Origin of the sequence: Bradyrhizobium sp. (genome assembly GCF_022844465.1) — a bacterium.
GTDB lineage: Bacteria > Pseudomonadota > Alphaproteobacteria > Rhizobiales > Xanthobacteraceae > Bradyrhizobium.
The window spans coordinates 124,515-147,808 of the sequence record NZ_JALHLP010000005.1; the positions used below are offsets into that span (position 1 = coordinate 124,515).

At 64.9% G+C, this 23,294-nt stretch carries 22 protein-coding genes; 8 read left to right on the top strand and 14 right to left on the bottom strand.

Annotated elements, in window-relative coordinates; genetic code table 11:
- Nucleotides 1–9 precede the first annotated feature (9 nt).
- From Q0D31_RS11755 to Q0D31_RS11785, 7 genes are all read right to left on the bottom strand, one after another.
- Complete coding sequence (locus Q0D31_RS11755) at nucleotides 10–765, bottom strand: hypothetical protein (RefSeq protein WP_291850302.1); 756 nt, start codon at nucleotides 763–765, stop codon at nucleotides 10–12.
- A 415-nt stretch (nucleotides 766–1,180) separates the two neighbouring features.
- A complete protein-coding gene (locus tag Q0D31_RS11760; protein WP_291850307.1) occupies nucleotides 1,181–2,266 on the bottom strand; it encodes a M48 family metallopeptidase in 1,086 nt (361 codons plus the stop codon).
- Nucleotides 2,267–2,404: 138 nt separating this feature from the next.
- Nucleotides 2,405–2,965 carry a LemA family protein gene (locus Q0D31_RS11765; RefSeq protein WP_291850310.1) on the bottom strand — a complete coding sequence of 187 codons (561 nt, stop codon included), beginning with the start codon at nucleotides 2,963–2,965 and terminating at the stop codon, nucleotides 2,405–2,407.
- Nucleotides 2,966–3,204: 239 nt separating this feature from the next.
- Nucleotides 3,205–4,173, bottom strand: a complete 969-nt coding sequence (locus Q0D31_RS11770; RefSeq protein ID WP_291850662.1) for a small ribosomal subunit Rsm22 family protein — start codon at nucleotides 4,171–4,173, stop codon at nucleotides 3,205–3,207.
- Nucleotides 4,174–4,307: 134 nt separating this feature from the next.
- A complete protein-coding gene (locus Q0D31_RS11775) occupies nucleotides 4,308–7,769 on the bottom strand; it encodes an AAA family ATPase (protein ID WP_291850313.1) in 3,462 nt (1,153 codons plus the stop codon).
- Between the two features lie 271 nt (nucleotides 7,770–8,040).
- Entirely contained in the window at nucleotides 8,041–8,697 is a 657-nt protein-coding gene (locus tag Q0D31_RS11780; protein WP_291850664.1) for a DsbA family protein, read from the bottom strand.
- A gap of 116 nt (nucleotides 8,698–8,813) precedes the next feature.
- On the bottom strand, nucleotides 8,814–9,293 hold the full coding sequence (locus Q0D31_RS11785) for a DciA family protein (protein WP_291850315.1): 480 nt from the start codon (nucleotides 9,291–9,293) through the stop codon (nucleotides 8,814–8,816).
- 106 nt (nucleotides 9,294–9,399) lie between these two features.
- Here Q0D31_RS11785 and Q0D31_RS11790 point away from each other — a divergent pair, with 106 nt between their 5' ends.
- Entirely contained in the window at nucleotides 9,400–10,524 is a 1,125-nt protein-coding gene (locus Q0D31_RS11790) for an A/G-specific adenine glycosylase (RefSeq protein WP_291850318.1), read from the top strand.
- Nucleotides 10,525–10,543: 19 nt separating this feature from the next.
- On the opposite strand, the gene Q0D31_RS11795 is transcribed toward Q0D31_RS11790, so the two are convergent.
- Complete coding sequence (locus Q0D31_RS11795) at nucleotides 10,544–11,827, bottom strand: flavin-dependent oxidoreductase (protein ID WP_291850321.1); 1,284 nt, start codon at nucleotides 11,825–11,827, stop codon at nucleotides 10,544–10,546.
- Between the two features lie 142 nt (nucleotides 11,828–11,969).
- Between Q0D31_RS11795 and Q0D31_RS11800 the strand changes: the two genes are divergently transcribed.
- The 3 genes from Q0D31_RS11800 to Q0D31_RS11810 all read left to right on the top strand — a co-directional run bounded on the left by Q0D31_RS11800 (nucleotide 11,970) and on the right by Q0D31_RS11810 (nucleotide 14,007).
- Entirely contained in the window at nucleotides 11,970–12,812 is an 843-nt protein-coding gene (locus Q0D31_RS11800) for a helix-turn-helix transcriptional regulator (RefSeq protein WP_291850323.1), read from the top strand.
- A gap of 2 nt (nucleotides 12,813–12,814) precedes the next feature.
- Nucleotides 12,815–13,291 carry a nuclear transport factor 2 family protein gene (locus Q0D31_RS11805; protein WP_291850326.1) on the top strand — a complete coding sequence of 159 codons (477 nt, stop codon included), beginning with the start codon at nucleotides 12,815–12,817 and terminating at the stop codon, nucleotides 13,289–13,291.
- Nucleotides 13,292–13,389: 98 nt separating this feature from the next.
- Nucleotides 13,390–14,007, top strand: a complete 618-nt coding sequence (locus tag Q0D31_RS11810; protein WP_291850329.1) for a glutathione S-transferase N-terminal domain-containing protein — start codon at nucleotides 13,390–13,392, stop codon at nucleotides 14,005–14,007.
- A 126-nt stretch (nucleotides 14,008–14,133) separates the two neighbouring features.
- Here Q0D31_RS11810 and Q0D31_RS11815 read toward each other — a convergent pair whose 3' ends face one another.
- Nucleotides 14,134–15,057, bottom strand: a complete 924-nt coding sequence (locus tag Q0D31_RS11815; RefSeq protein WP_291850332.1) for a LysR family transcriptional regulator — start codon at nucleotides 15,055–15,057, stop codon at nucleotides 14,134–14,136.
- A gap of 102 nt (nucleotides 15,058–15,159) precedes the next feature.
- Between Q0D31_RS11815 and Q0D31_RS11820 the strand changes: the two genes are divergently transcribed.
- Nucleotides 15,160–15,591, top strand: a complete 432-nt coding sequence (locus Q0D31_RS11820; RefSeq protein ID WP_291850335.1) for a nuclear transport factor 2 family protein — start codon at nucleotides 15,160–15,162, stop codon at nucleotides 15,589–15,591.
- A gap of 149 nt (nucleotides 15,592–15,740) precedes the next feature.
- Here Q0D31_RS11820 and Q0D31_RS11825 read toward each other — a convergent pair whose 3' ends face one another.
- The 3 genes from Q0D31_RS11825 to Q0D31_RS11835 form a co-directional block, all read right to left on the bottom strand.
- The gene (locus Q0D31_RS11825; protein WP_291850338.1) at nucleotides 15,741–16,427 is read right to left on the bottom strand and encodes a glutathione S-transferase N-terminal domain-containing protein; all 687 of its coding nucleotides are present in this window, start codon (nucleotides 16,425–16,427) and stop codon (nucleotides 15,741–15,743) included.
- A gap of 133 nt (nucleotides 16,428–16,560) precedes the next feature.
- Nucleotides 16,561–16,887: a hypothetical protein gene (locus Q0D31_RS11830; protein ID WP_291850341.1), complete on the bottom strand. Its 327-nt coding sequence runs from the start codon at nucleotides 16,885–16,887 to the stop codon at nucleotides 16,561–16,563.
- 209 nt (nucleotides 16,888–17,096) lie between these two features.
- On the bottom strand, nucleotides 17,097–18,230 hold the full coding sequence (locus Q0D31_RS11835; protein WP_291850345.1) for a site-specific DNA-methyltransferase: 1,134 nt from the start codon (nucleotides 18,228–18,230) through the stop codon (nucleotides 17,097–17,099).
- Between the two features lie 276 nt (nucleotides 18,231–18,506).
- On the opposite strand from Q0D31_RS11835, the gene Q0D31_RS11840 reads away from it, so the two are divergent.
- Together Q0D31_RS11840 and moaB are read left to right on the top strand one after the other, a co-directional pair.
- The gene (locus Q0D31_RS11840) at nucleotides 18,507–19,439 is read left to right on the top strand and encodes a neutral zinc metallopeptidase (protein WP_291850347.1); all 933 of its coding nucleotides are present in this window, start codon (nucleotides 18,507–18,509) and stop codon (nucleotides 19,437–19,439) included.
- Nucleotides 19,440–19,442: 3 nt separating this feature from the next.
- A complete protein-coding gene (gene moaB, locus Q0D31_RS11845; protein WP_291850349.1) occupies nucleotides 19,443–20,006 on the top strand; it encodes a molybdenum cofactor biosynthesis protein B in 564 nt (187 codons plus the stop codon).
- A gap of 200 nt (nucleotides 20,007–20,206) precedes the next feature.
- Here moaB and Q0D31_RS11850 read toward each other — a convergent pair whose 3' ends face one another.
- Both Q0D31_RS11850 and Q0D31_RS11855 read right to left on the bottom strand, forming a co-directional pair.
- On the bottom strand, nucleotides 20,207–21,127 hold the full coding sequence (locus Q0D31_RS11850) for a helix-turn-helix domain-containing GNAT family N-acetyltransferase (protein WP_291850352.1): 921 nt from the start codon (nucleotides 21,125–21,127) through the stop codon (nucleotides 20,207–20,209).
- A 183-nt stretch (nucleotides 21,128–21,310) separates the two neighbouring features.
- Nucleotides 21,311–21,883, bottom strand: a complete 573-nt coding sequence (locus Q0D31_RS11855) for a glycosyl transferase (RefSeq protein ID WP_291850666.1) — start codon at nucleotides 21,881–21,883, stop codon at nucleotides 21,311–21,313.
- Between the two features lie 170 nt (nucleotides 21,884–22,053).
- Here Q0D31_RS11855 and Q0D31_RS11860 point away from each other — a divergent pair, with 170 nt between their 5' ends.
- On the top strand, nucleotides 22,054–23,214 hold the full coding sequence (locus Q0D31_RS11860) for a PA0069 family radical SAM protein (protein WP_291850355.1): 1,161 nt from the start codon (nucleotides 22,054–22,056) through the stop codon (nucleotides 23,212–23,214).
- Nucleotides 23,215–23,294 lie beyond the last annotated feature (80 nt).

Below are 23,294 nucleotides of genomic sequence, written 5' to 3' on the forward strand. Positions count from 1 at the left end.
ACGGGGCGATTATTTTTCGCCGGTGCGGACGCCCGGCTTGCCGGCGCCCACGAGGTCGGTCAGCTTGATGCGGTCGAACTCGCTCCAGACGTTGGCAAGCCAGTGCCGGACATAGCCGCGCAGCACGAACGAATAATTCGCGGCTTCGTCGTCCTTGCCCTTGTTGGCGACAAATTTGAGGAACGGCACCGAGGAAACCTCGACCTGCTCATAGGCCATTTCGTTGAGCTTGGGGATGACGAGATCGGTCGCGTCCTTGATGCGGTGAAAGTAGGAATTATAGGTCGCCTGGTCCCACTGGAAAAACTGGGTGTCGTTGATGAAGTTCTTCACCAGGAAATACCTGGCGCCCTGCATGAAGTTGGCGGTTTCGGCAATTTCATCGAGTGAGGCGATCGAAGGGCCCAGGATATGGAACACGGCAAAGGTGATCTGTCCGGACTTCGCGGCGTCGAGAAAGCCGATGTCCCGCAGCGAGGCCAGCGCCGGCGACAGCAGTCCGGCCCGGACGTCGATCACGGTGACGAAGGGGCTGGCCGCGTTCAGCGTGTCGAAGATCTTCATCTGGTCCGAGGTCGTCGTCATGTCGACGATCTCGGTGATGTCGGGGTGAAACCGCTTCAGGGTTCCCCGGGGGGATTCGGTGTCGAACGCCCGGGTCGGCACATTGTTGGCGCTGAAATAATCCAGCAGGGTCCGTGACACCGTGGTCTTGCCGACCCCACCCTTGTCCGCCCCCACCACAATCACGACCGGCTTTGCCATGGAATTCCCTTGAACGGCTCTCCAACCGCGGGAGCGATCGGCAGGTCCCCGTTCCCTGCTTTGGTCGCGAACATGGCAGAAACAAGGGAGAATTCAATTCCTTAGAAGGCCGGCGCCCTTATTCATACTGGATATGTTGATGGCACGCTTTCCAGCGATGTGGATAAGACCCGTCAAATCAAGAATCTAGAGCATGATCCGGAAAAGTGTGCAGCGGTTTTCCGAAAAGATCATGCTCAAACAAGGAGCTAAAGCGCGATGACGGTTCATCCCAATCTCATCGCGCTTTAGACGCCCGTTCTGTTTGGGTTGAAACGGAAATGGCCCTGACCAAGGGCAGGCGCCAGCCGCCCCGGCGTCCATGCGCTTCGGATGGCCGGGATGGCGAGCCCGCGGCCGGGCCATCGGCGTCATGTCAGGGGGTTTGGGGAAGCGAAGGCGGGAGTTGCGTGGGGACCGGTTCCGCCGGATTTTCCGGGGTGACCGCTGCATCCGGCGGCGCGGCCAGCGGGCCAGGATCGCGGCCGCCGGCGAACTGCACCAGCGCCTTGACGCGCCGATCCACCGACGGGTGGGTCGCAAACAGGTCCGCAAACCCCTCGCGCGGATTGTCGATGCACAATTCCATGATCGCCGAGGTTGCGCCGGGAAGCTCGCCGCGATTCTCGATCTTGCGCAACGCCGAGATCATGGCGTCGGGATTCTTGGTCAGTTCGACCGATCCGGCGTCGGCCAGCAATTCGCGCGACCGCGACAGCGCCAGCTTGACCACCTGAGACAACAGCCAGGCCAGCAGGATCAGCGCCACCGCGATGATGATCGCGATTACCGCCCCGCCGCCCTTGCTGCGGTTGGACGAGGAGGAAGACGATGACGAGCTGCTGCCGGAGCCGCCCGACATGTTGGTGAACATGCGAAAGAACAGTTCGCCGAAGAAGCCGACGACGCCGGCGATGATGACCGCGATCACCATCAGCTGCACGTCGCCGTTGCGGACATGCGTGAGTTCGTGGCCGAGCACGGCCTCCATCTCCCGGTCGTCGAGCGCCTGCAGAAGCCCTGACGTGACCGTTATGGCGTATTGCCGCCGGTTGAGGCCGCTCGCAAAGGCGTTAAGCGCCGGGCTGTCGATCACCTTCAGCTTCGGCATCGGGATGCCGCGCGAGATGCACAGATTTTCCAGCAGATTGTACAGCCGCGGCTGCTCTTGACGCGTCACGCTCGCGCCGCCGGTCACCGCGTCGATCATGTTCTGGTGGAAGAAATAGGCGACCACGATCCACAGCGCCGCGGCGAACGTGGCATAGGGGAAAGCCACGACCAGGTCGCGCCAGGCGGCTCTCAGGTAGAAGTCGACCGATCCGTCGCCGCGGATCGTCGCTTCGGCGACCAGCGCGCCCGCGAACACCAGCACGTAGATCAGCAGAAACAGGCCCGCCAGCATCAGCATCGAACGGACCTTGTTCGATGCGATATGCGTATAGAGACCGTAGGCGGCCATGGTGCGTCACCACGCGTCATTCCGGGGCGATGCGGAGCATCGAACCCGGAATCTCGAGATTCCCAGGTGCGCAATCGCGCGCCATGGTTCACGCCCTTGGCGTGCCCCGGAATGACGAAAGAGAGACATGGACAGCCCTCAGAACTTCACGGTCGGCACCACTTCGACCTGGGTGCGGCTGGCCCCGAGGTCGAAGAATTCCTTGCTGGTGAAGCCGAACATGCCGGCGAACAATGCGGCGGGCAGCTGCTGGATGCCGGTATTGTACTCCTGGACCGCGTTGTTGAAGAAGCGCCGGCTGGCCGCGATCTTGTTCTCGATGTCGGACAATTCGCTCGCCAGCTGCTGGAAATTGGCGTTGGCCTTGAGGTCCGGATAGGCCTCCGACAGCGCGATCAGGCGGCCAAGTGCGCCGCTCAGCTGGTTTTCGGCCGCCGACACCTGCGCCGGCCCCTGCGCCGACATCGCCGAGTTGCGCGCCTTGATCACGTCGTCGAGCGTGCCGCGCTCATGCGAGGCGTAGCCCTTGACGGTCTCGACCAGGTTCGGGATCAGATCGTGTCGCTGCTTGAGCTGGACGTCGATGTCGGCAAAGGCCTGGCTGACGCGCTGGCTGAGCGCGACGAGGCGGTTATACGCGCCGAAGGCAAACAGCACGATGATGACGATGACGCCGAGAACGATCCAGCCGGTCGACATGGCAGACAACTCCTGTGGGACGAAGAGACAGGGAAATTAGACGAGAAACGACGGGCGGGCAGCCCCGGCCCGAGTCGGGCATGGCGTTAGTCGGACGTGAGGCGGGATAAGTTCAAGAGGCAAACACTCCTCTGTCATTCCGGGGCGATGCGAAGCATCGAACCCGGAATCTCGAGATTCCCCGATGCGCGATTGCGCATCTGAGGTCTGGTCCTTCGGACCATCCCGGAATGACGGGATCAATTGATGGCATCGCCCCACCGCCAGCGCCGGGCGCTGGCATACTCCGCCTTGGCGCGGCGTGGTACGCTTGTAGCGGCAAGGCCGGTCGGGGTGCAGAGTTTTGCGGATATTTCGACCTTGGTGACGACCGGCTGCGCCAGAATCCGGGAACGGCGCTGAGCGGCCGGCGCGCGCGTCAGCGCGACATAGGCGAATTTCTCGTCCTCGAACGGCAGCTCGACGCCCTTGACCTGCTGGTGCGCCCGCGACCGTTGCAGGCGCTGGGTGAAATGGCACCAGTCCGGCGCCTGAATCGGGCAAGCGCCATCATGCGGGCAGGGGGCGGCGACATGCGCGCCCAATGCGATCAGCCGTTCACGCAGCGCGATGATCCGGGCATAGCCCGCGGGTGTGCCGGGTTCGACCACGAGCAGCGCGTCGCGCGTTTTTTCCCACATCATTTCGGCGAGCGCACGCTGTTCGGCATCGCCGATCTCTCCGATCATGTAGCTCGCCATGACGAGGTCGGCCGCATCCGCTTTCGCCAGCGCGGCACGGGCTTCGCCACGTTCGTAGCCGGTCTCGCGCAGCCGCGTGCTGTCGCGCATCAGATCCAGCGCCAGCGCCCGCAAGGCATGGTTCGCATCCAAGAGCGCGAAATCCGCCAGCGACGGGAAGACTTCGGCGGCCGCCCAGGTTGCGGTGCCGGGCCCGGCGCCGACATCGAGCAGGCTTTTCGGGGCAAAGTCCGGCCTGATTCCGACCAGCGCGTTCAGGCTGGCGGTGACCGCGGCATAGGTCGCGGGCATGCGCGCCAGCGCATAGGCCAGCGCGTCGGTCGCGGACTGGATCGCGCCGGAGCCGCCGCCGTCGCGATAGGTCCTTGAGATCGCGGCGGCACGCTCAGCGGCGTCGTTGCGCGACAGACCCACGAGCTTGGCGTCAAGCGCGGCCTTCAGTTCGGCGGGAAGATCGGGTGAGGTCATGGCTCTCGTCATGCCCGCGAAGGCGGGCATCCAGTACGCCGACGCGGCAGTGACGATCATGGGCAGCCCAGCGTACTGGATCATCCGCCTTCGCGGATGATGACGTCAACCATTGTGGCGACGAAAGCGCGACGTCACGCCACGTTCTGATCCAGAATCTTCACGGCGTCGTCGAGGCCGACGGAGACCAGCTGCGAGACGCCGCGTTCGGCCATGGTGACGCCGAACAGCCGGTTCATCCGCGCCATCGTGATCGGATTGTGCGTGATGATGATGAAACGGGTTTCCGTCGAAGAGGTCATTTCGTGCAACAGGTTGCAGAACCGCTCCACATTGTGGTCGTCGAGCGGCGCATCGACCTCGTCCAGGACGCAGATCGGCGACGGGTTGGTGAGGAACACCGCGAAGATCAGCGCCAGCGCCGTCAGCGCCTGCTCGCCGCCCGACAGCAGCGACAGCGTCTGCGGCTTCTTGCCGGGCGGCTTGGCGATGATTTCAAGGCCCGCTTCCAGCGGGTCGTCGCTCTCGATCAGATGAAGTGCGGCTTCGCCACCGCCGAACAGCTCCGAGAACAGCCGCTTGAAATGCTCGTTGACGGTCTCGAACGACGTCAACAGCCGCTCGCGCGCCTCGCGGTTCAGGCTCTGGATGCCCTGGCGCAGCCGCTTGATGGCTTCGACGAGGTCGTCGCGTTCGGTGGTCAGCGCGGTGTGCTGGGCTTCGACCTCGCGCAGCTCTTCCTCGGCGCGCAAATTGACGGCGCCCAGCCGATCGCGGTCGCGGCGCAGCTTTTCAAGATTGTCCTCGATCTCGGCCAGCGGCGGCAATTCCGCGCCGGGCTCGATCTCGGCCAGCGCCGCCACGGCGCTGGGCTCGACTTCGAGCATGTCGTGGATCTCGCGTTCGATGTCGGCAAGCCGGCGCCTTGTGCCTTGCATCCGCTCCTCGGCGCGGGCGCAGGCCTCGCGGGCGGAGGAGAGCGCTTCCAGCGACGCCTTGGCGGCCCGGTCGGTTTCCGCCATCGCGCTCTCGGCGGCGGCCAGCGCGTCCGCGGCGACGCGGCGGCCGCTTTCGGCGGCCTCGATCTCGTTGATCAAGGCCCGGCGCTTTTCCGCGAACAGCGCCGGCGCCTGGTCGAGATCGGCCCGTTCGGCCGTCACTTCGGTGATGCGGGCCTCGATGGTGGCGACCTGCGAGGCGGCGCTCTGTTGGCGATTCTGCCATTCCGTGCGCTCGGCGAGGATCGCCTGCAAGCGACGGTCGGCGATTTCGGCTTCGCGCGCCAGCGCCTGCGCCTCGGCGCGCACCTGGGCTGCGAACCGGCGATGGCCCTCGATGTCGGTGCGAACCGCTGTCAGCCTTGTTTCGGCCTCGAGGGTCGGCGGCAGTTCGGCGAGCGCGGCGGCGGCGCTCTCGTGCGCGGCTTCGGCCTCGCTGCGATCGGCCGCCAGACGGCTGTGGGCCTCCGTCAGCGCCGATTTGCGCGCGGCGTGGCGGTTGATCTCACGCTCGGTGGTGGCGTGACGTTCACGGGCGGCGTCGGCTTCGCGTTGCGCGGCACGCCAGGCGTCGCGGGCGGCGGACTCGACGCCCGATGCTAACTTCAATTCGGTCTCGGCGGCTTCCAGCGCCTGTCGCCTGGCGGCGGCATCGGCGCGGGCCTGTTCGAGCTCGTGCTCGATATCGACCAGCCGGGCGCGTTCGGCCAGCCGCCGCGCGGCGCCGGTCGGCGCATGCGCCGCCGCGACAAACCCATCCCAGCGCCAGACGTCGCCTTCCAGCGACACCAGCCGCTGGCCGGTCTTGAGCTGCGACACCAGCGCCGCGCCGCGTTCCCGGGGCACGACGCCGATCTGCGCCAGCCGGCGCGCCAGTTCGGGCGGCGCCAGCACCTGGGTGGCGAGGGCTTCGACGCCCGCGGGCAGCGCCGGATCGTCGATCCGCGAACCCGTGTTGCTCCAGCGCATCGGCGCCGAGGGATCGATTGGCGCGTCGAGATCGTCGCCGAGCGCGGCGCCAAGCGCCTTCTCATAACCCTTGGCGACGGTGACGCCGTCGATGATCGGCGGCCAGAGATTCTTGGTTTCGCCGACGAGCTTTGAAATGGTGCGCGCTTCGGTCTCGAGCCGCTGCACGCGCTTTTCGGCTTCCGCAAGCGGGGCGCGCGAGGATTCCAGTCGCTGCCGTGCGGCAAGGTGACCGGCCTCGCTGGCCTGCGCGGCGGCTTCCGAGGCCGCCAGCGTTTCCTGGGCGGTCGCCAAGGCGCCGGCCAGCGCGGCGATGTCGCCGAGCGCACCGGTTTCCTCGCCAAGCTTCTGCTCTTCGGCGTGGACGCTGGCGATTTCCTGGTCGAGCCGCGCCAGCCGCTCGCGGTGGGTCCGCACACCCGCTTCGAGCTGGGTGCGTTTGGCGGTGAGGTCGGCGAGCGCGGTGGTAAGTTCGCCGAACAGCCGCTCGGAAGCGGCAAGCGTCGCCTCCGCCTCCGACACCCGTTCATCGAGGCCGGAGCGCTTTTCGACCCGCGACCTGATCTCTTCCTTCAGCTCGGCATCCTCGGTGTCGAGCCGTTGCAGCGCGATCTCGGCGTCGGAGGTCTGCTGCCGCTCGCGGGCGATGTCGGCAGCGAACTGCGTCTGCCGCCGGTCGAGTTCGGCAACGCGCTCCCTGGCGCGCATTTCCTCGCGGTCGAGCTGTTCGCGCGCATGGGTGAGGCGCTGCAGCCCCGCCGCGGCGCGGGCTTCATTGTCGCGCAGCGCCGGCAGTTCGGCGGCGCGGATCGCCTGGATGCGCGCGGCTTCGGCCTGCTCGCGGGTGCGTTCGGCCATTTCGCGTACGTTGAGGTCATGGTTGCGCGCGGCCTCGCCGACGTCGCTGTTGGCCTCGAGCCAGCGCAGGTGGAACAGCGTCGCCTCGGCCTTGCGCACCTTGGCGGCGACTTCGCGGAAACGGATGGCCTGCCGCGCCTGCTTCTTCAGGCCGTCGATCTGGCCGGCGAGCTGACCAACGACGTCCTCGACGCGGGTGAGGTTGGCCTCGGCCGCCTTCAGCCGCAGTTCGGCTTCGTGGCGGCGGGCATGAAGCCCGGCCACGCCGGCGGCATCTTCCAGCACACGGCGGCGCTGCTCGGGCTTGGCCTGGATGATCTCGCCGATCTTGCCCTGGTGAACCAGCGCCGGCGACCGTGCGCCGGTGGCGGCGTCGGCAAACAGAATCTGCACGTCGCGGGCGCGCACGTCGCGGCCGTTGATCCGGTAGGCCGAGCCGGACTCGCGTTCGATGCGGCGGGAAATCTCCAGCACCTGGCCGTCATTGACGGCGGCCGGTGCGGAGCGGTCGGCATTGTCGATCGTCATGACGACTTCGGCATGGTTGCGCGCCGGACGGTTGCCGGAACCGGCGAAGATCACCGCGTCCATGTCGGCGGCGCGCAGCGATTTGTGCGAGGTCTCGCCCATCGCCCAGCGCAGCGCCTCGACCAGATTCGATTTGCCGCAGCCGTTCGGTCCGACCACGCCGGTCAGGCCGGGTTCGATCATGAAGTCAGTGGGTTCAACGAACGACTTGAAACCATGGAGGCGAAGGCGCGTGAGTTTCATGTACACGGATCTCTGTTGGCCGGGCGCGAATCTCCCTGCCATGACAATACCATAGAAGGCAATGTCGGTGTGAATGAGTCGCCGCTAGGGCGCTGGTGGCGGCGACAATGGCGAGGCCGGGACCGGAGGGCAACGGCCCGGCCGGGCTTTTCCCAAGGGTTTTACCAAGGGTTTTGCCAAAGTTCAGCCAACGATTCGGGCGCGGCGCGCGAGCCGGCTTTTACCGAGACTTTTTCTGGGCTTATGGCGCCATCCGAATCCGCAGCGCGAATCAGCTCTTCAGCATCGAATTGATGCGCTTCGAGAATTCCTCGAAGCTCTGGTCGCCCTTGATCATCTCGCCGTTGATGAAGAAGGTCGGCGTCGAAGTGACCTTCAGCACCTCGGCGGCGTACTTTTGGTCGGCCGCGAGCTTGTCCAGCAGCGCCTGGTCCTTCAGGCAGTCCTCGACGGCCTGCTGGGTGAGGCCGGCCTGCTTGCCGATCCGCGTCAGCGTCTCCGTGGTGTTTTTCGTCACCCAGTCGTTCTGCTGCTTGAACAACAGATCGATCACGGCAAAAAATTTCGGGGCGTCATCCTTGGCGATGCAGCGCGCCAGCATCGAGCCTGCGGCCGCCTTGATGTCGAGCGGGAATTCGCGAAACACGAACCGGATCTTGCCGCTGTCGATGAATTCCGACTTGATCTTCGGGAACACCTTCTCGGTAAAGGCCGCGCAATGCGGGCAGGTCATCGACGCATATTCGGTGATGGTCACCGAGGCGTTGGCGGGGCCGAGCGCCATGTCCGGCAGCGATTGCGGCTTGGCGACGTCGGCAGCACCCTGCGCCGTCGCATCCGTGATCAGCCGCAGCGGCGAGAAGCCGGCGAGAAGGCCGAGCCCGGTCACGGACAGGGCGGCGGTGAAGGCGCGGCGCGTGATCATCAGAGGTCTGCTCCCGAATGGCGCGGTTACGCCGGAAAGTACGGAAAAACGAAGCTTTCGCTATCTCGAAATGATGGGGGTGGCAATGGCGGTTCCGCCGGCTGCGCCGCGCCGCAGGCTCAATTTCGCTTGATTGAGGCGCCAAGCCGCGCCAGCGCGGCGCGTAGCGCCTCATCCTCGACCCCGTCGAGGGTTTCGGCGACCCTGGCCACCGATTTTTCGTCCGGCGCGCGCGAGGGCGCGGAGCGCTTGCGGCGCGCGAGCGGCGCCTGGCGCAGCGCCAGCCGGCCGACCGCGCTCCAGCCGAAGAAGCGGTTGACCCGCTGCAGGATCACGTCGGAGGAATGCTGGATCTCCAGCGCGGCCGGGCCCTCCACCCGCAAGATCAGCGTGGCCGGTTCCTGCGGCTGCCCGTCCACCGGCCGCGGCCATTGCATCTTCAGCGGCTCGGAATGCGCGGCGATTTCGGGGCCGGCGATGTCGGCCCAGCGCGTGACCAGTTCGCGGGCGGCAAACCCCTGCTTGGCATAGGCGTCCGAAAACACGTCGCTGAGCAGGACGGAAAGCGGTTTTGCCGAGATCGGGCCGGGCTTTGCCATGGCGCCTTATACCATCGTGCCCGTCGCGGGAAAGAAAGACGTGGATGCCCGGGACAAGCTCCGGCAAGACGTGGAGAGATTTGCGTTCCGAAACTAGAGTGCATGGATGCCGTCTTCTGCGGTCGCCAAAACCAAACGACGAACTGAACGGGCTGAAAACAGCACCGATCGCCCGGCGCTGCTGCTCGCCTGGTACGACCGCCATCGCCGCCGGTTGCCGTGGCGGCCGCCCGCGGGCGAGCGGGCCGATCCGTACCGGGTGTGGCTGTCCGAGGTCATGCTGCAGCAGACCGGGGTCAAGACGGTCGGGCCGTATTTCGAGAAGTTCCTGGCGCGCTGGCCGGATGTCGCCGCGCTCGGCCGCGCCTCGCAGGACGAGGTACTGCGGATGTGGGCCGGGCTCGGCTATTATTCGCGCGCGCGCAACCTCCATGCCTGCGCGGTCGCGCTGCTGCGCGACCATGGCGGGGTGTTTCCCGAGAGCGAGCAGGGCCTGCGCGCCTTGCCGGGGATCGGGCCATACACGGCGGCGGCGATCGCGGCGATCGCGTTCGGCGCCAGAACCATGCCGGTCGATGGCAATATCGAGCGCGTGGTGTCGCGGCTGTTCGCGGTGGAACAGCCGCTGCCGCAGGCAAAGCCGGTGATAGGTGAGCTGGCGGCGATGTTGCTCGGCCCGTCCCGCGCTGGCGACGGGAAGTCCCGCGCCGGCGATAGCGCGCAGGCGCTGATGGATCTCGGCGCCTCGATCTGCACGCCGAAGAAGCCGGCCTGCGCGCTGTGCCCGCTGAACGAGGGTTGTGCGGCGCGCGCGCGCGGCGATCAGGAGGTTTTTCCGCGCAACGCGCCGAAGAAGGTGGGGGCGCTTCGCCGCGGCGCCGCCTTCATCGTCACGCGCGGCAGTGAACTGCTGGTGCGCACGCGAACGGAAAAAGGCCTGCTCGGCGGCATGACGGAAGTACCGGGATCGCAATGGTTTGCAGGTCAGGACGACGCGGCGGCGCTGCAACAGGCGCCCGCTCTCAAGGGCCTGACGCGCTGGCACCGCAAGACGGGCGTCGTCACCCATGTCTTCACGCACTTTCCGCTGGAACTCGTGGTCTATACCGCCGGGGTGGCGGCCCGCGCGCCCGCGCCGGAGGGCATGCGCTGGGTGCCGGTCGCAACGCTCGCCGACGAGGCGCTGCCGAATGTAATGCGCAAGGTGATCGCCCACGGGCTTGGCCTTTGATTCCGAAAACGGAGCGGTGCTAACCCGCCCGCGGCGCTTCGGACTTGAACTGCACGATCGGCGGCCTGGCGTTGAGGCCTTCGACCTGGAAGCCGGCGACGTGCTTGTAATTGGCGGCGATGTCCTCCAGCTCCTGCAGCGACAAGACGTCGGTGACGACGTCATAGCCATCAGGCGCGCGCTCCTCGACCATCTGCATCACCTGCTCGGGCCCGTTGCGGCGGTTGAGCATCACGAGGTCCGAGGTCGCCGGCCGGCGTTCGGCTTCATAGGCTGACAGCGCCGCGTTCGTCGTCCCCTTCGCCAGGATCTCGCGGGTCAGGACGCGGGCGTCCAGGATCGCCTGCGACGCGCCGTTGGAGCCGATCGGGTACATCGGGTGCGCGGCGTCGCCCATCAGCGTGGTCAGGCCGAACGTCCATTGCGCGATCGGATCGCGGTCGACGAGAGGATATTCGTAGGCGCGCTGGCAGTTCCGGATCAGGCCGGGCACGTCCAGCCAGTCGAATGTCCAGTCCTTGAACCAGGGCAGGAACTCCGAGAGGTCAGCGCTCCGGTTGTAGTCCTCGCGCCGCCATTGATAGGTCGGCGGCATGTGCCGCTCGGCCACCCAGTTGATCCTGAATTTGCCGGCGCTGTCGGCGCGTTTGGAAATCGGATAGCAGACGAATTTCAGGGTCTCGTGGCCGGCCATGATCATGGTGCGGCCGGACAGGAAGGCGTCGCCGTCGGTGATGCCGCGCCACAGGATGCGTCCGTTCCAGATCGGCGGGCCTTCGTCGGGATAGAGTTTTTCGCGCACCGCCGAATGGATGCCGTCGGCGGCGATCAGGAGCACGCCCTGCTGATGCCCCTGCGATTTGCCGGTCGCCTTGTCGATGAATTCGGCGCGGACGCCGGTTTCCGTCTCGCTCCAGCCGCACAGATGATGGCTGGTGAGGATGTTTTCCCTTCCCAGCCGTTCGATCGCCGCATCGAGCAGGATCTGCTGCAGCGTGCCACGGTGGATCGAGAATTGCGGCCATTTGTAACCGGCCTCGACGCCGCGCGGCTCGCTCCAGATCGGCCTGCCGTGCTTGGAGAAATAGGCGAGCTCCTTGGTGCGGACGCCTTCTGCGTCGAGGGCGTCGTGCAGGCCGAGTTCGGTCAGCTCGCGCACCGCATGCGGCAAGACGTTGATGCCGACGCCGAGCGGCTTCAGTTCGGAGACGCTCTCGAAAACTTTGGCGGGAACGCCGATCTGGTGCAGGCTGAGCGCCAGCGTCAGGCCGCCGATGCCGCCGCCGGCGATGAGCACGGTCATGTCACGCCCCCGTTGCGCCCTTACTTCTCGGGCGTCATGGCACGAGGGGCGGCAGTGGGCAACCGCGAAGACGAAATCTCCCTGCAGGTTGCTTACATCCGAGGTAATTGCCCTTCTGACGCGATGGTCTAGATTGCCCGGCATGGGCGCCGCCAACCAGAACGTGCAGAATTTCCCGGCCGGGCATTTCAGCAGCCTGCTGAAGCATTGGCGAAGCGTGCGTCGCCTTACCCAGATCGAGTTGGCCAGCGATGCAAACGTGTCGGCCCGACATCTTTGCTTTCTGGAAACCGGGCGGTCGCAGCCGAGCCGCGAGATGGTGCAACTGCTTGGCAGCGCGCTCGACCTGCCGCTCGAGGAGAGGAACGCGTTGCACGTCGCGGCGGGCTTCGTGCCGCCATACGGCGACAAGGGACTGGCGGCCGACAATCTGCAGCCGGTGCGCCAGGCGCTGGATTTCATGCTCCGGCAGCAGGAGCCGTATCCGGGCATTGTCATCGACGGGCGCTGGGACGTTCGCATGCGCAACGAGGGATCGGCGCGTCTGCTGAAAACGTTTCGCGATTCGTATGAGATGGAAAGTGGACTTGCCGGTAACGCCATGCACGTCGTTTTTCATCCCAGGGGCCTGCGGCAATTCATCGTGAATTGGGAAGAGTTTGCCGGCCAAATGGTCCAGATTCTTCATCGCGACGTAGCGCAAGGCAGCCGGGCCGCGGCGCAACTGCTCGGTGAGATCATGGCCTATCCCGGGCTGCCGGCCGAATGGAGACTTCCCCGCCATTCGTCTTCGTCCTCGCCGGTGATGACGATGCAACTCGCCAAGGGTGACTATCGGCTGGACTTCTTCTCCACCTTTACGACGCTGGCGATGCCGACCGACGCGGCGCTGCAGCAGATCAAGATCGAATGCTTCTTTCCGGCTGATGATGCGACCGCCGAGAAGGCGCGCCAGATGGCGCTCTCACATGGCTCGGGAGACTAGGAATGCCGCCTTCTCCGCGTAACCATCAATCGGCCGGCGCAATGGACGAACTGCGCGCGCTGAACGCCCGCTTCATCCACAACTTCGTCACCAACGACGTGGCCGCGCACGACGCCATTCTTCATCCCGGCTTCATCAGTATCGCGCCGACGGGCCAGCGGTCGGATCGCGCGACCTATCTGAAGCGCTGGGCTACCGGCTTTGATCCCAACGTCATCGTCTATTGGGACGCGCGCGACGAATTGATCACGGTGGTTGGCGACGTCGCGCTGGTGCGCTCTACCAACAAGCATACGCGCCGCCGCGATGGAAACGAAGTGACCGGCATGACCATGTACACCGACACGTACCTGTTCGAGGACGGCGCATGGAAATGCATCCAGGCCCAGCTCACAGCCGTGGCGCCCGAACACTATCCCGCCGACGACACGATCGTCAGTGTCTATCTGTCGGGAAAGCTGCAGGCGCGGGCCGGCTGAAGCGCGGAGGACACCGCGCGCCGCCGGCGTCGCGCTCCCCCGGGGGTGGACGGCGGAAGGACGCGCCGCTAACGTCCGGCTTTCCCATGAGGACAGCCATGCTCAAGCTCTATTATTCGCCCGGCAGCTGCGCGCTTGCTTCGCACATCGCCCTGGAGGAAGCCGGCGCGCCCTACGTCGCCGAGCGCGTCGATTTCAAGAGCAGCCAGCAGACCGGCCCGGCCTATCTGGCGATCAACCCAAAGGGGAGGGTGCCGGCGCTGGTGACGGATCGCGGCATCCTGACCGAGACGCCGGCCATCCTCTCCTTCGTCGCGCAAACCGCACCGAAAGCGAAGCTGTTGCCGGACGATCCCTTCGTGTTCGCCCAGGCGCAATCCTTCAACAGCTACCTCTGCTCCACGGTCCACATCAATCATGCGCACAAGATGCGCGGCTATCGCTGGGCAACCGAGGAATCCTCGTTCGCCGACATGAAGCGCAAGGTGCCGGAAACCATGGCCGCCTGTTTTGCCCTGATCGAGCGCGACATGATCAGGGGACCGTGGGTGATGGGCGAGCAGTACACGATCTGCGACCCTTATCTGTTCACCTTGTCGGGGTGGCTGCAGGGCGACGGCGTCGATCTTGCGCCGTTGCCCAAGGTGGCCGCTCACCGCAAGCGGATGTCGGAGCGGCCGGCGGTGCAGAAGGCGCTGGCCGACGAGAGGAGTTGAGTATCGTTTGCCGGACCTCATCCTGAGGAGCCGCGCAGCGGCGTCTCGAAGGATGAATGGCACCAGCCGGGCCTCGTGGTTCGAGACGGCGCTGCGCGCCTCCTCACCATGAGGGCCTATTGGACGCTACGCCGCCTTCCGCTTGCCGCGCTCCATCTCGCGGCCGATGCCCAACATGATTTTGCGAAGCCAGATCGAGCCTGGGCCCATCTGGGCGCGGGTCGGATAGAACATGAACTGCTCGTCGGTCCCGGGATCGAGCGGCGGCGTGACCGTTGCGAGCGACAATTGCTTCGAAAGCGCGTCGATCAGGCGGCGCGGCACGAAAGCGACAAGATCGGTGCGCGCGGTCACGTGCAGCGCCTCAATATAGCCGGGCACGACCAGCGCGATGCGCCGCTCGATGCCCTTGGAGCGCAACCAGCCGTCGATCAGGTCCTCGCTCTGGCCGCGGATCACGACCGCGACATGGCGCGCGTCGAGAAAGGTCTCGGGCCGCCTCAGCCGCGCCCCGACGGGGTGACCGCGCCGTACCGCGAGCGCATCGCGGTCGATGTAGAGCCGTTGCCGGTGAAACCCGGTGAACGCGTTGCCGATCGAGATCACCAGATCAATGGTGCGGGCGAACTCCGCCGTGAAGATCGCGGGCCCGCGCCACGGCACCACGTCGATTCGGACGTTCGGCGCAGCTTTCGTGATCTTCTCCATCAGCGGCGGCACCAGCAGCTCGACCGCCAGATCCGGCATCATCAGGCGGAAATTCCGCTCGCTCGTCGCGGCGTCGAAATCGTCGGTAATGAACAGCGATCGCACCTGATCGAGCGCCTGCGCGAGGGGCGCGCGCAGCGCCTGCGCCCGCGGCGTCAGTTCCATCCGCGCGCCGGTACGAACCAGCAGCGGGTCGCCGATCAGGTCGCGCAGCCGTTGCAGCGCGTGGCTGGCGGCCGGCTGCGACAGCCCGATCCGCAGCGCGGCGCGGCTGACATTGGCTTCCCTGAGCAGCGCGTCGAGCGCGACCAGCAAATTGAGGTCAAGCGAATTCAAATTCATGGAACGAATATATATCATATTCGCTATCGATTGGAAGAATGAGCGATAACGGCCGATGATGCGGGCGCGGGGCACGCCCCTTCTGCAGCAAAGGAGACGACGATGAGTTCAGCCGACAACAAGAAGCTGGTGCAGCAGGTCTACGCCGACTCGGCCAACCGCAGCGGCACAACATTCCTCGACAACCTTGCCGAGGATGCGACCTGGATCGTGACCGGCCAGTATTCGTGGTCGCATCAGTTCAAGGGACGCGACGCCATCAACAGCGGCCTGATGGGTCATTTCCGATCGTTCTTCGCGTTGCGGCCGCGCACGGTGGCGTTCAACTTCATCGCCGAAGGTGATCATGTCGTGGTCGAAGCGCGTGGCGACAATGTCACCAGGGCCGGCGTTCGCTACGACAATCAGTATTGCATGGTCTTTCGCATCGAGAACGGCAAGATCAAAGAGATCAAGGAATACTGCGATTCCACGCTGGTCGAGCGCGTGCTCGGGCCATTCCCGGCGGAGCGGAAACTCGCCGCCGCGGTTTGAGACACCGAGCCGCCGCGTAGCCCGCTGCGTAGGGTGGGCAAAGCAACGCGTGCCCACCATTCTTCAAGCTTCGGAGATGCGTCGACAAAAGAAAAAGGTGGGCACGGCGCAAGTGCGCCTTTGCCCACCCTACGACTTTCTCTGCCTGTTCAGGCCGCCTTGACCTTGAGATGCTTGAACATGTTGCCGCGGGCCTCGTCGTCCATCTCGGCCTTGAACTTGAACTTGTCCTTCAAGGCAATCGCCTTGGCCGCCGCCGGACGCGCCGAGATCTCGTCGACCAGCCGCTTGACGTTGGCATATTTCGCGACCGCGTCGTCGCCGAGAATGAACGGAATCATGCGGGCCCAGCCCCAGACGTCCATGTCGACGATGGTATAGGTGTCGCCGACCATGTAGCGCCGCTTGGCCAGATGGTCGTTGAGAATGCCGAAGTGGCGCTGCGCCTCGAACTGGTAGCGGTTGTTGGCGTAGTCGATCTTTTCCGGCGCGAAGTGCCTGAAGTGGACGGCCTGGCCTGAAAACGGTCCGACGCCGGTCGCGACGAACATCAGCCAGGACAGCAATTCGCCGCGGTTGGCCGGGGTGTTCGCGGGCAGGAACTTGCCGGTCTTTTCCGCCAGATAGAGCAGGATGGCGTTGCTGTCGAACACCTTGACGCCGCCGTCGTCGATCGCGGGCACCTTGGCGTTCGGGTTGACGGCGAGATATTCCGGCTTGAACTGGTCGCCCTTGCGGGTGTCGATGGCGACCGGCTCATAGGCAATGCCGGCTTCCTCGAGCAAGAGGGCGACCTTGGTCGGGTTGGGCGATCCGTTGAAGTAGAATTTGAGCATCTGGCGTTCTCCCTGGCTCTCGTTACCGATAAAAATCGGGGCGCGGCGGCACTGCCGCGGGCAGGCATATCCATGCGCAAATTATGGCGCGCGGTGCAACCGAAGAGTTGGTGAATGGGCCGGGTGGCAGCCGCTACGACAGCGCCAGGCCGCAGATGCCGACGACCACCAGGCCGGCGCCGGCAGCTATCATGAGGAACGCGAAGCGAATCTGCGAATGCAGCGCCTTTTGCTGCCCGGCGCGTTCGGATCCGCGCGTGTAGCCGCGGACGATAATCTGTTCGCTGAAGGCGCTGTTGGCGTCCAATATGTCGGTCAGGCCGGCGCTGGCGATCAGGATACCGAGGATGACCAGCCCGGCAGGTCCCAACAGGCTCAACAACAATATTGGGAATGCGCCGAGGAAGAAAATCGGCAGCAACGGCAGCACAATGAGAGATTCGGATTCTCGCGCGCGCATGGGAGCAATCTCACATGGGATCATGAATGTTTCAAGTATCTGCGCCAATTAAGGCAAACACGGGCGCGCTCGCCTGCGTGCATGACACGGCTGCCATGTCCGTCGATGGTTCAAGCTGCGATTGGTGCGGCGAAAGGCGTTTCGCGCCATCGAAGCCGCCATACGGTGCGCTTTCGCGGGCTGGTCTGACAGTAACGTAGAGGTGGGGCTTATCCCACCGCCATACCGGAGCGGATCTCGGCGCGCAACTCGTCGATCAGCTTGAGGCCGTTCTTGGTTTCGACGTGCCAGAAGGTCCAGCCGTTGCAGGCGGGCGAGCCCTGTGCCACGGCGCCGATGCGATGGATCGAGCCGACCTTGTCACCGAGCATGATAGCGCCGTCGGCGCGGACCAGGGCGCCGTGACGTTTTCTCGAATCGACCAGTTTGGTGCCGGGCGCGATCATGCCGCGCTCGATCAATTCCGAAAACGCCACGCGGGGCGCGTCGCGCGCGGTCATGAACGGCGCCAGAGTTGCCTCGGGCAGCGGTTCGATGGCGGCGATGCGTGCTTCGGCCGCGCTCGCATAGGTCTGGTCGCGTTCGAAGCCGATGTAGCGGCGGCCGAGGCGCTTTGCCACCGCGCCTGTCGTGCCGGTGCCGTTGAAGGGATCGATCACGAGGTCGCCGGGCTTTGACGACGACAGCAGAACGCGCGCCAGCAGGCCCTCAGGCTTCTGCGTTGGGTGCACCTTCTTGCCGTCGGCGCCCTTGAGACGTTCTTCGCCGGTGCAGAGCGGGATCAGCCAGTCGGAACGCGCCTGCACGTCCTCGTTGGCGGCCTTCAAAGCTTCGTAGTTGAACGTATAGCCCTTGGCCTTTTCGTCGCGCGCCGCCCAGATCATGGTTTCGTGGGCATTGGTAAAGCGGCGGCCGCGGAAATTCGGCATCGGGTTGGTCTTGCGCCAGACGATGTCGTTGAGCACCCAGAAGCCGAGGTCCTGCATGATGGCGCCGACGCGAAAAATGTTGTGATAGGAGCCGATTACCCACAGCGTCGCCGACGGTTTCATGATCCGGCGGCAGGCGAGCAGCCAGGCGCGGGTGAAATCGTCATAAGCGGCAAAGGATGAAAACTTGTCCCAGTCGTTGTTGACCGCATCGACGTGGGATTCGTCGGGACGCTTGAGATCGCCCTTCAGCTGCAGATTATACGGCGGATCTGCGAACACCAGATCGACCGAGCCGGCCGGAAGCTTCGACATCTCGGCGACGCAATCGCCAACGACGATACGAACGCTGGCATCAGGCTCAAATTTGGTGCGGGGCGCCTTTGCAGACGCCCCGCGACGCGACACAACCATGACTCGAATACTCTGACTCAGGCGACGCTGTCGGCGACGCGGGACTAAACAACCGACTGGAGACACCTTGACCGGGCAAAGTAAAAATCGACTTAACCGCGAAGGTCGCGGGCAGAATTTGCCGGGAACTATGTCGACAGAATTGCTGGCAGAATTGGCGGGGGCCCGCGCACTAGGCAATTATTGCCGGTCGGGCTATTGATTGATGGATTGGAAATTTTACGTCAGTGCTGCGTTGGCTATCGAAGCCAACCGCCGGGATGAGGAAGTGCCGAAATGCGTTACGATGATTTCCGTCGCAGCGACCAGATCGATGACCGTCGCGACGACAGCGGCGGCGGAATGGGCGGCGGGGGATTTGGCCTTCCGATGGGTGGCGGTGGGCTCGGCATCGGCACCATGATCGTGCTCGGCCTGGTCGGTTACGCCTTCGGCATCGACCCTCGCATCCTGATCAGCGGCGCCGAAATCCTCACCGGCGGCAACCAGGCGCCGACCTACCAGACCGATCGTCGGTCGGCGCCGGCCAAGACCGGCGCGCCCAAGGACGAAGTCGGCAGCATGATCGCAGGCGTTCTCGGCGAACTCGACGATCGCTGGACCGAGATCTTCCAGGCCAGCGGGCAAACCTACGCCGGGCCGCGCATCGTGCTGTTTCGCAACGCCACCAATGGCGGACGCTGCGGCATGGCGCAGTCGGCGATGGGGCCGTTCTATTGCCCGCCGGATAAGCAGATATTTCTCGACACCAGCTTCTTCCGCGAGGTCGAGACGCGTTTTCGTGGCTGCTCGGGCAATGCCTGCAAGTTCACGACGGCCTATATCATCGCGCATGAAGCGGGGCATCACGTTCAGAACCTGCTCGGCATCCTGCCGCGCGTGCAGCGGCTGCAGCAGCAGGTCGGCAGCAAGGCCGAAGCCAACGCGCTGCAGGTCAAGGTCGAGTTGCAGGCGGATTGCTTTGCCGGCGTCTGGGTCAACCGCCAGGAGAAGAAGCGTCCCGGCTTCCTCGAAGCCGGCGATATCGACGCAGCGCTGACCACGGCGACCGCGATCGGCGATGACACGCTGCAGCGCCAGGCAACGGGCAGGGTGGTGCCTGATTCCTTCACCCACGGTTCGGCAGCGCAGCGCCGGCAATGGTTCATGACCGGCTACAAGCAGGGCTCGGTGCAGGCCTGCAACACGTTCGGCGCGGGAGCGCTTTGAGAGATGTCCTCCATCGATGAGAACAAGCAGTTCGTGCCGCTCAACATCGCGGTGCTGACGATATCGGACACGCGGTCGCTGGCCGACGACAAATCGGGCGCCACCCTGGCGGACCGGCTGACAGCGGCCGGGCATCATCTTGCGGCGCGCGAGATCGCCACCGATGATGTCGAAGCGATCCGCGCCGTCGTCCGGCGATGGATCGCCGATGCGGGAATCGATGCGATCATCACCACGGGCGGCACCGGCTTCACCGGCCGCGACGTGACGCCGGAGGCGGTCGAGCCGCTGTTTGAAAAGCGGATGGATGGTTTCTCCATCGCCTTTCACATGCTGAGCCACGCCAAGATCGGCGCCTCCACGGTGCAGAGCCGGGCCACCGCCGGGGTTGCGGGCGCGACTTTCATCTTCTGCCTGCCGGGATCGCCGGGCGCGTGCCGCGACGCATGGGACGGCATCCTCGGCGCCCAGCTCGATTACCGCACCCGTCCCTGCAATTTCGTCGAGATCATGCCGCGGCTGGACGAGCATCTGCGGCGGCCGAAGGCGAAAGGCGCGTCGGCCTGATCAGCGGCTTCTCGCTCTACCCATCCAACTGGCTGATTTGTTGTCTGTCATTCCGGGGCGATGCGCCAGCATCGAACCCGGAATCTCGAGATTCTCAGATGCGCGATTGCGCATCATAGTTCGCGCTCTGCGCGCCCCGGAATGACGGGTGCTGACGACGCGTACTGACAAAGCCGCACGCACGTCTCGACGCCCCGGCTTCACAACTCCATTTCCCAGGTTTCGCCGACCAGGCTTTGGCCGAAACTGCGATGCGGCTCGGTCGCGACCAGCTTGAAACCGGCCTGCTGATAGATGCCGCGTGCGGCGAGCAGAATGCTCTGGGTCCACAGCGTGATCCGGCGATAGCCGCAGGCTCTTGCGAAGCCGATGCATTCGCCGACCAGCCGCTGGCCCAGCCGCTGTCCGCGCCCGGCCGGATCGACCAGCAATAGCCGCAGCTTGGCGACATCGTCGCTGTGCCGCACCAGAAATACCGAGCCGACCGGCGCGCCGTCGATATCGGCGATCCAGCAGCGTTCGCGCGAGGCATCGAATGAGTTGAGGAATTTCGCCGCGATCTCCGCGACGAGGCTTTCGAACGAGGCGTCAAAACCATATTCGCTGGCGTAGAGTGCGCCGTGGCGCTGCACCACCCATCCCATGTCGCCGGGACGCGGCTCGCGCAGGATGGCCGATGGCGCGGCGGCGGTTTCGCCGAGCAGCCCTTCGATGGTTGCCATCGCGCCGACCAGGCGCTGGCGGCCGCCCTCAGTCAGCTTCGCCAGCATTGCGGCGATATCCTGCTCCGAACTGCGTTCGAGTTTTGCGAACGCCTGGCGCCCTTTGGCGGTGAGGGCGAGCCGGATTTGCCGGCGGTCGGATGCTGACGGCTGTCGCGTGATCAGTCCGTTGTCGTCGAAGCTCTGCACGATCCGGCTGAGATAGCCGGCGTCGAGGCCCAGCTCGTTGCCGATCTCCTTGGCGGACGGATCTTCGCGGTGGGCCAGTTCGTACAGTACCCGCGCCTCGCTGAGCGAGAACGGGCTCTTCAGAAGCTGCTGGTCGAGCACGCCGAGCTTGCGGGTGTAGAAGCGGTTGAAGGCGCGAACCGCCTGGACCTGATCGTCGGAGTGGGACATGGCAACCTCTAGATAATTGCCATAGTCAAATAGATATATGACGATGGCAAGTATTTTTGCGGCCGGACTGCGATGAGACCCCGAGGCGTAGCGTTTGGATGCCCGCGCGCGTCCTGGCTCCGCCTCCTTTGCATGGGGTTGTTTTCGCGATTTTGTTTTGGCGCTGGGTTGGCGGGCCGCGAACTAGGCGACGACCATGATTCGGCTGTGGAACTGGGTGCGTGCGGAGCGGCCGAGCTTGCGCAACAGCTGCGCTTCGGAGCGGCGGGAATCCGGCCGGTAGCCGCCAAGACGTTCATAATGGTCGCGCGCGATCAGCAGCCCCTGTTCCGCCGAGGGCCCAGCGATCAGCCGGGCCATGAACTTCAGGCCGTCGCGCAGCCGTGCATCCGAATAGGGCGAACGGGCGTAGCGGAATATCCCGGCGCGGGACCGGCCGCTGTTCGATACGCCCTGGATGAACCGGGTGGTCTCGTCGATCCAGCTGCCGTCGAGCACCGCGCCGGCATGCAGGAACATCAGCCACGGCGAATCAGAAGCCCGCGCGCCGGCCGCAAGCGCGGCAGCGCGCGTTCCTTCAAAGGCGAGAAAACGGCATCCGGCGACGTCTGCCACCCGTTCGATCACCCCGGTACGGGCGCGATCGACCAGAATCACCTCCCGGATCACGCCGGCCGCGGCTCCCGGCACCAGGGCCGCCAGCGTCGCGACGGCGGGCTGCTCGACCCCTTCGGTCGGAATGATCACGCTCAGCATGGTCAGGCTTTGATCGCTCAACGGTGAAATCCTTCGCACCATTATCATCTTGTCATAATCAAAGCAGCCACTTACGCGCCGCTTTTTGCGGCATTTGCGAGCCATCTCGATCGGTTTGTAATCTGCGATACTGTTCTTGATTTGTTCTTACGACGTGTTATGTTTTCCCCATGAGCCGAGCATCCTCTCATGCCCTCAAGCACCCGCCGGTCGCGGCGCCCTCCGAGCCGGCGGGTGCGACACCTTTTCCCGAGCTTGCTGTCCTCATCGAGGGTAAGCGGCGGCGCGGTCGTGGCGCGCAGTCCAACCAAAGCGGCCGGTTCGAGGCCACGGCGCGCGTCGCCTTCGACGATGGCTGGCAAAGCCTGGAAGAGCTGCCACCGTTCAAGACCACGGTAGGGCTGGACACCTCGCGCAAGGTCATCACCCGCAACGACTCACCGGATATAAGCTTTGACCGCTCGATCAATCCTTACCGGGGCTGCGAGCATGGCTGCGTCTACTGCTTCGCGCGGCCGACCCACGCCTATCTCGGGCTTTCTCCGGGGCTCGACTTCGAAACCAGGCTGCTCGCCAAGCCCGACGCGCCTGAGTTGCTGGAGAAGGAGCTGGCGGCGCCGGGTTACGAGCCGCGCATGATAGCGATCGGCACCAACACCGATCCCTATCAGCCGATCGAGCGCGAACAAAAAATCATGCGCGGCATTCTCGAAGTGCTGGAACGCGCCGGCCATCCGGTCGGCATCGTCACCAAGTCGGCGCTGGTGACCCGCGACATCGATATCCTGCAGCGCATGGCGAAGCGCAATCTGGTCAAGGTCGCGCTGTCGGTGACCACACTGGATCCGAAACTTGCGCGCACCATGGAGCCGCGGGCTTCGACGCCGCCGAAGCGGCTGGAGGCGCTGCGGCAATTGTCGGAGGCCGGCATTCCCGCGACCGTGATGGTCGCGCCTGTCATCCCGGCGCTGAACGATGCCGAGATCGAGCGCATTCTCGACGCCGCGGCCCATGCCGGCGCGGGAGAAGCAAGCTACGTGATGCTGCGGCTGCCGCTGGAAGTGCGCGACCTGTTTCGCGAATGGCTGATGGCGAACTATCCCGACCGCTATCGCCACGTCTTCACCCTGATCCGCGACATGCGCGGCGGTCGCGATTATGACTCGCAGTGGGGCGCCCGGATGAAGGGGACCGGCCCGATGGCCTGGATGATCGGCCGCCGGTTTGAAATTGCCTGCGAGAAGCTCGGCCTCAACAGGCGCCGTTCCAAATTGACGATTGATCATTTCGTCAAGCCGAAGCGAAGCGGGCAACAATTGAGTTTGTTCTAGCCCGTCGTTACGCCCGGCCTCGGCGACAGGCCGGCAGCATTGAATAGCGGGAATCGCGGCCAAGTTCCGGATTGCGTCGG

Bases quoted from the DNA above. Each gene is read 5' to 3' on its own strand.
- Q0D31_RS11855 (WP_291850666.1), bottom strand. From the start codon at position 21,883: ATGCTGAGCGTGATCATTCCGACCGAAGGGGTCGAGCAGCCCGCCGTC.
- Q0D31_RS11860 (WP_291850355.1), top strand. From the start codon at position 22,054: ATGAGCCGAGCATCCTCTCATGCCCTCAAGCACCCGCCGGTCGCGGCG.
- Q0D31_RS11765 (WP_291850310.1), bottom strand. From the start codon at position 2,965: ATGTCGACCGGCTGGATCGTTCTCGGCGTCATCGTCATCATCGTGCTG.
- Q0D31_RS11850 (WP_291850352.1), bottom strand. From the start codon at position 21,127: ATGTCCCACTCCGACGATCAGGTCCAGGCGGTTCGCGCCTTCAACCGC.
- Q0D31_RS11820 (WP_291850335.1), top strand. From the start codon at position 15,160: ATGAGTTCAGCCGACAACAAGAAGCTGGTGCAGCAGGTCTACGCCGAC.
- Q0D31_RS11785 (WP_291850315.1), bottom strand. From the start codon at position 9,293: ATGGCAAAGCCCGGCCCGATCTCGGCAAAACCGCTTTCCGTCCTGCTC.
- Q0D31_RS11835 (WP_291850345.1), bottom strand. From the start codon at position 18,230: ATGGTTGTGTCGCGTCGCGGGGCGTCTGCAAAGGCGCCCCGCACCAAA.
- Q0D31_RS11760 (WP_291850307.1), bottom strand. From the start codon at position 2,266: ATGGCCGCCTACGGTCTCTATACGCATATCGCATCGAACAAGGTCCGT.
- Q0D31_RS11830 (WP_291850341.1), bottom strand. From the start codon at position 16,887: ATGCGCGCGCGAGAATCCGAATCTCTCATTGTGCTGCCGTTGCTGCCG.
- Q0D31_RS11790 (WP_291850318.1), top strand. From the start codon at position 9,400: ATGCCGTCTTCTGCGGTCGCCAAAACCAAACGACGAACTGAACGGGCT.
- Q0D31_RS11840 (WP_291850347.1), top strand. From the start codon at position 18,507: ATGCGTTACGATGATTTCCGTCGCAGCGACCAGATCGATGACCGTCGC.
- Q0D31_RS11800 (WP_291850323.1), top strand. From the start codon at position 11,970: ATGGGCGCCGCCAACCAGAACGTGCAGAATTTCCCGGCCGGGCATTTC.
- Q0D31_RS11825 (WP_291850338.1), bottom strand. From the start codon at position 16,427: ATGCTCAAATTCTACTTCAACGGATCGCCCAACCCGACCAAGGTCGCC.
- Q0D31_RS11755 (WP_291850302.1), bottom strand. From the start codon at position 765: ATGGCAAAGCCGGTCGTGATTGTGGTGGGGGCGGACAAGGGTGGGGTC.
- Q0D31_RS11770 (WP_291850662.1), bottom strand. From the start codon at position 4,173: ATGACCTCACCCGATCTTCCCGCCGAACTGAAGGCCGCGCTTGACGCC.
- Q0D31_RS11805 (WP_291850326.1), top strand. From the start codon at position 12,815: ATGCCGCCTTCTCCGCGTAACCATCAATCGGCCGGCGCAATGGACGAA.
- moaB (WP_291850349.1), top strand. From the start codon at position 19,443: ATGTCCTCCATCGATGAGAACAAGCAGTTCGTGCCGCTCAACATCGCG.
- Q0D31_RS11795 (WP_291850321.1), bottom strand. From the start codon at position 11,827: ATGACCGTGCTCATCGCCGGCGGCGGCATCGGCGGCCTGACGCTGGCG.
- Q0D31_RS11810 (WP_291850329.1), top strand. From the start codon at position 13,390: ATGCTCAAGCTCTATTATTCGCCCGGCAGCTGCGCGCTTGCTTCGCAC.
- Q0D31_RS11775 (WP_291850313.1), bottom strand. From the start codon at position 7,769: ATGAAACTCACGCGCCTTCGCCTCCATGGTTTCAAGTCGTTCGTTGAA.
- Q0D31_RS11815 (WP_291850332.1), bottom strand. From the start codon at position 15,057: ATGAATTTGAATTCGCTTGACCTCAATTTGCTGGTCGCGCTCGACGCG.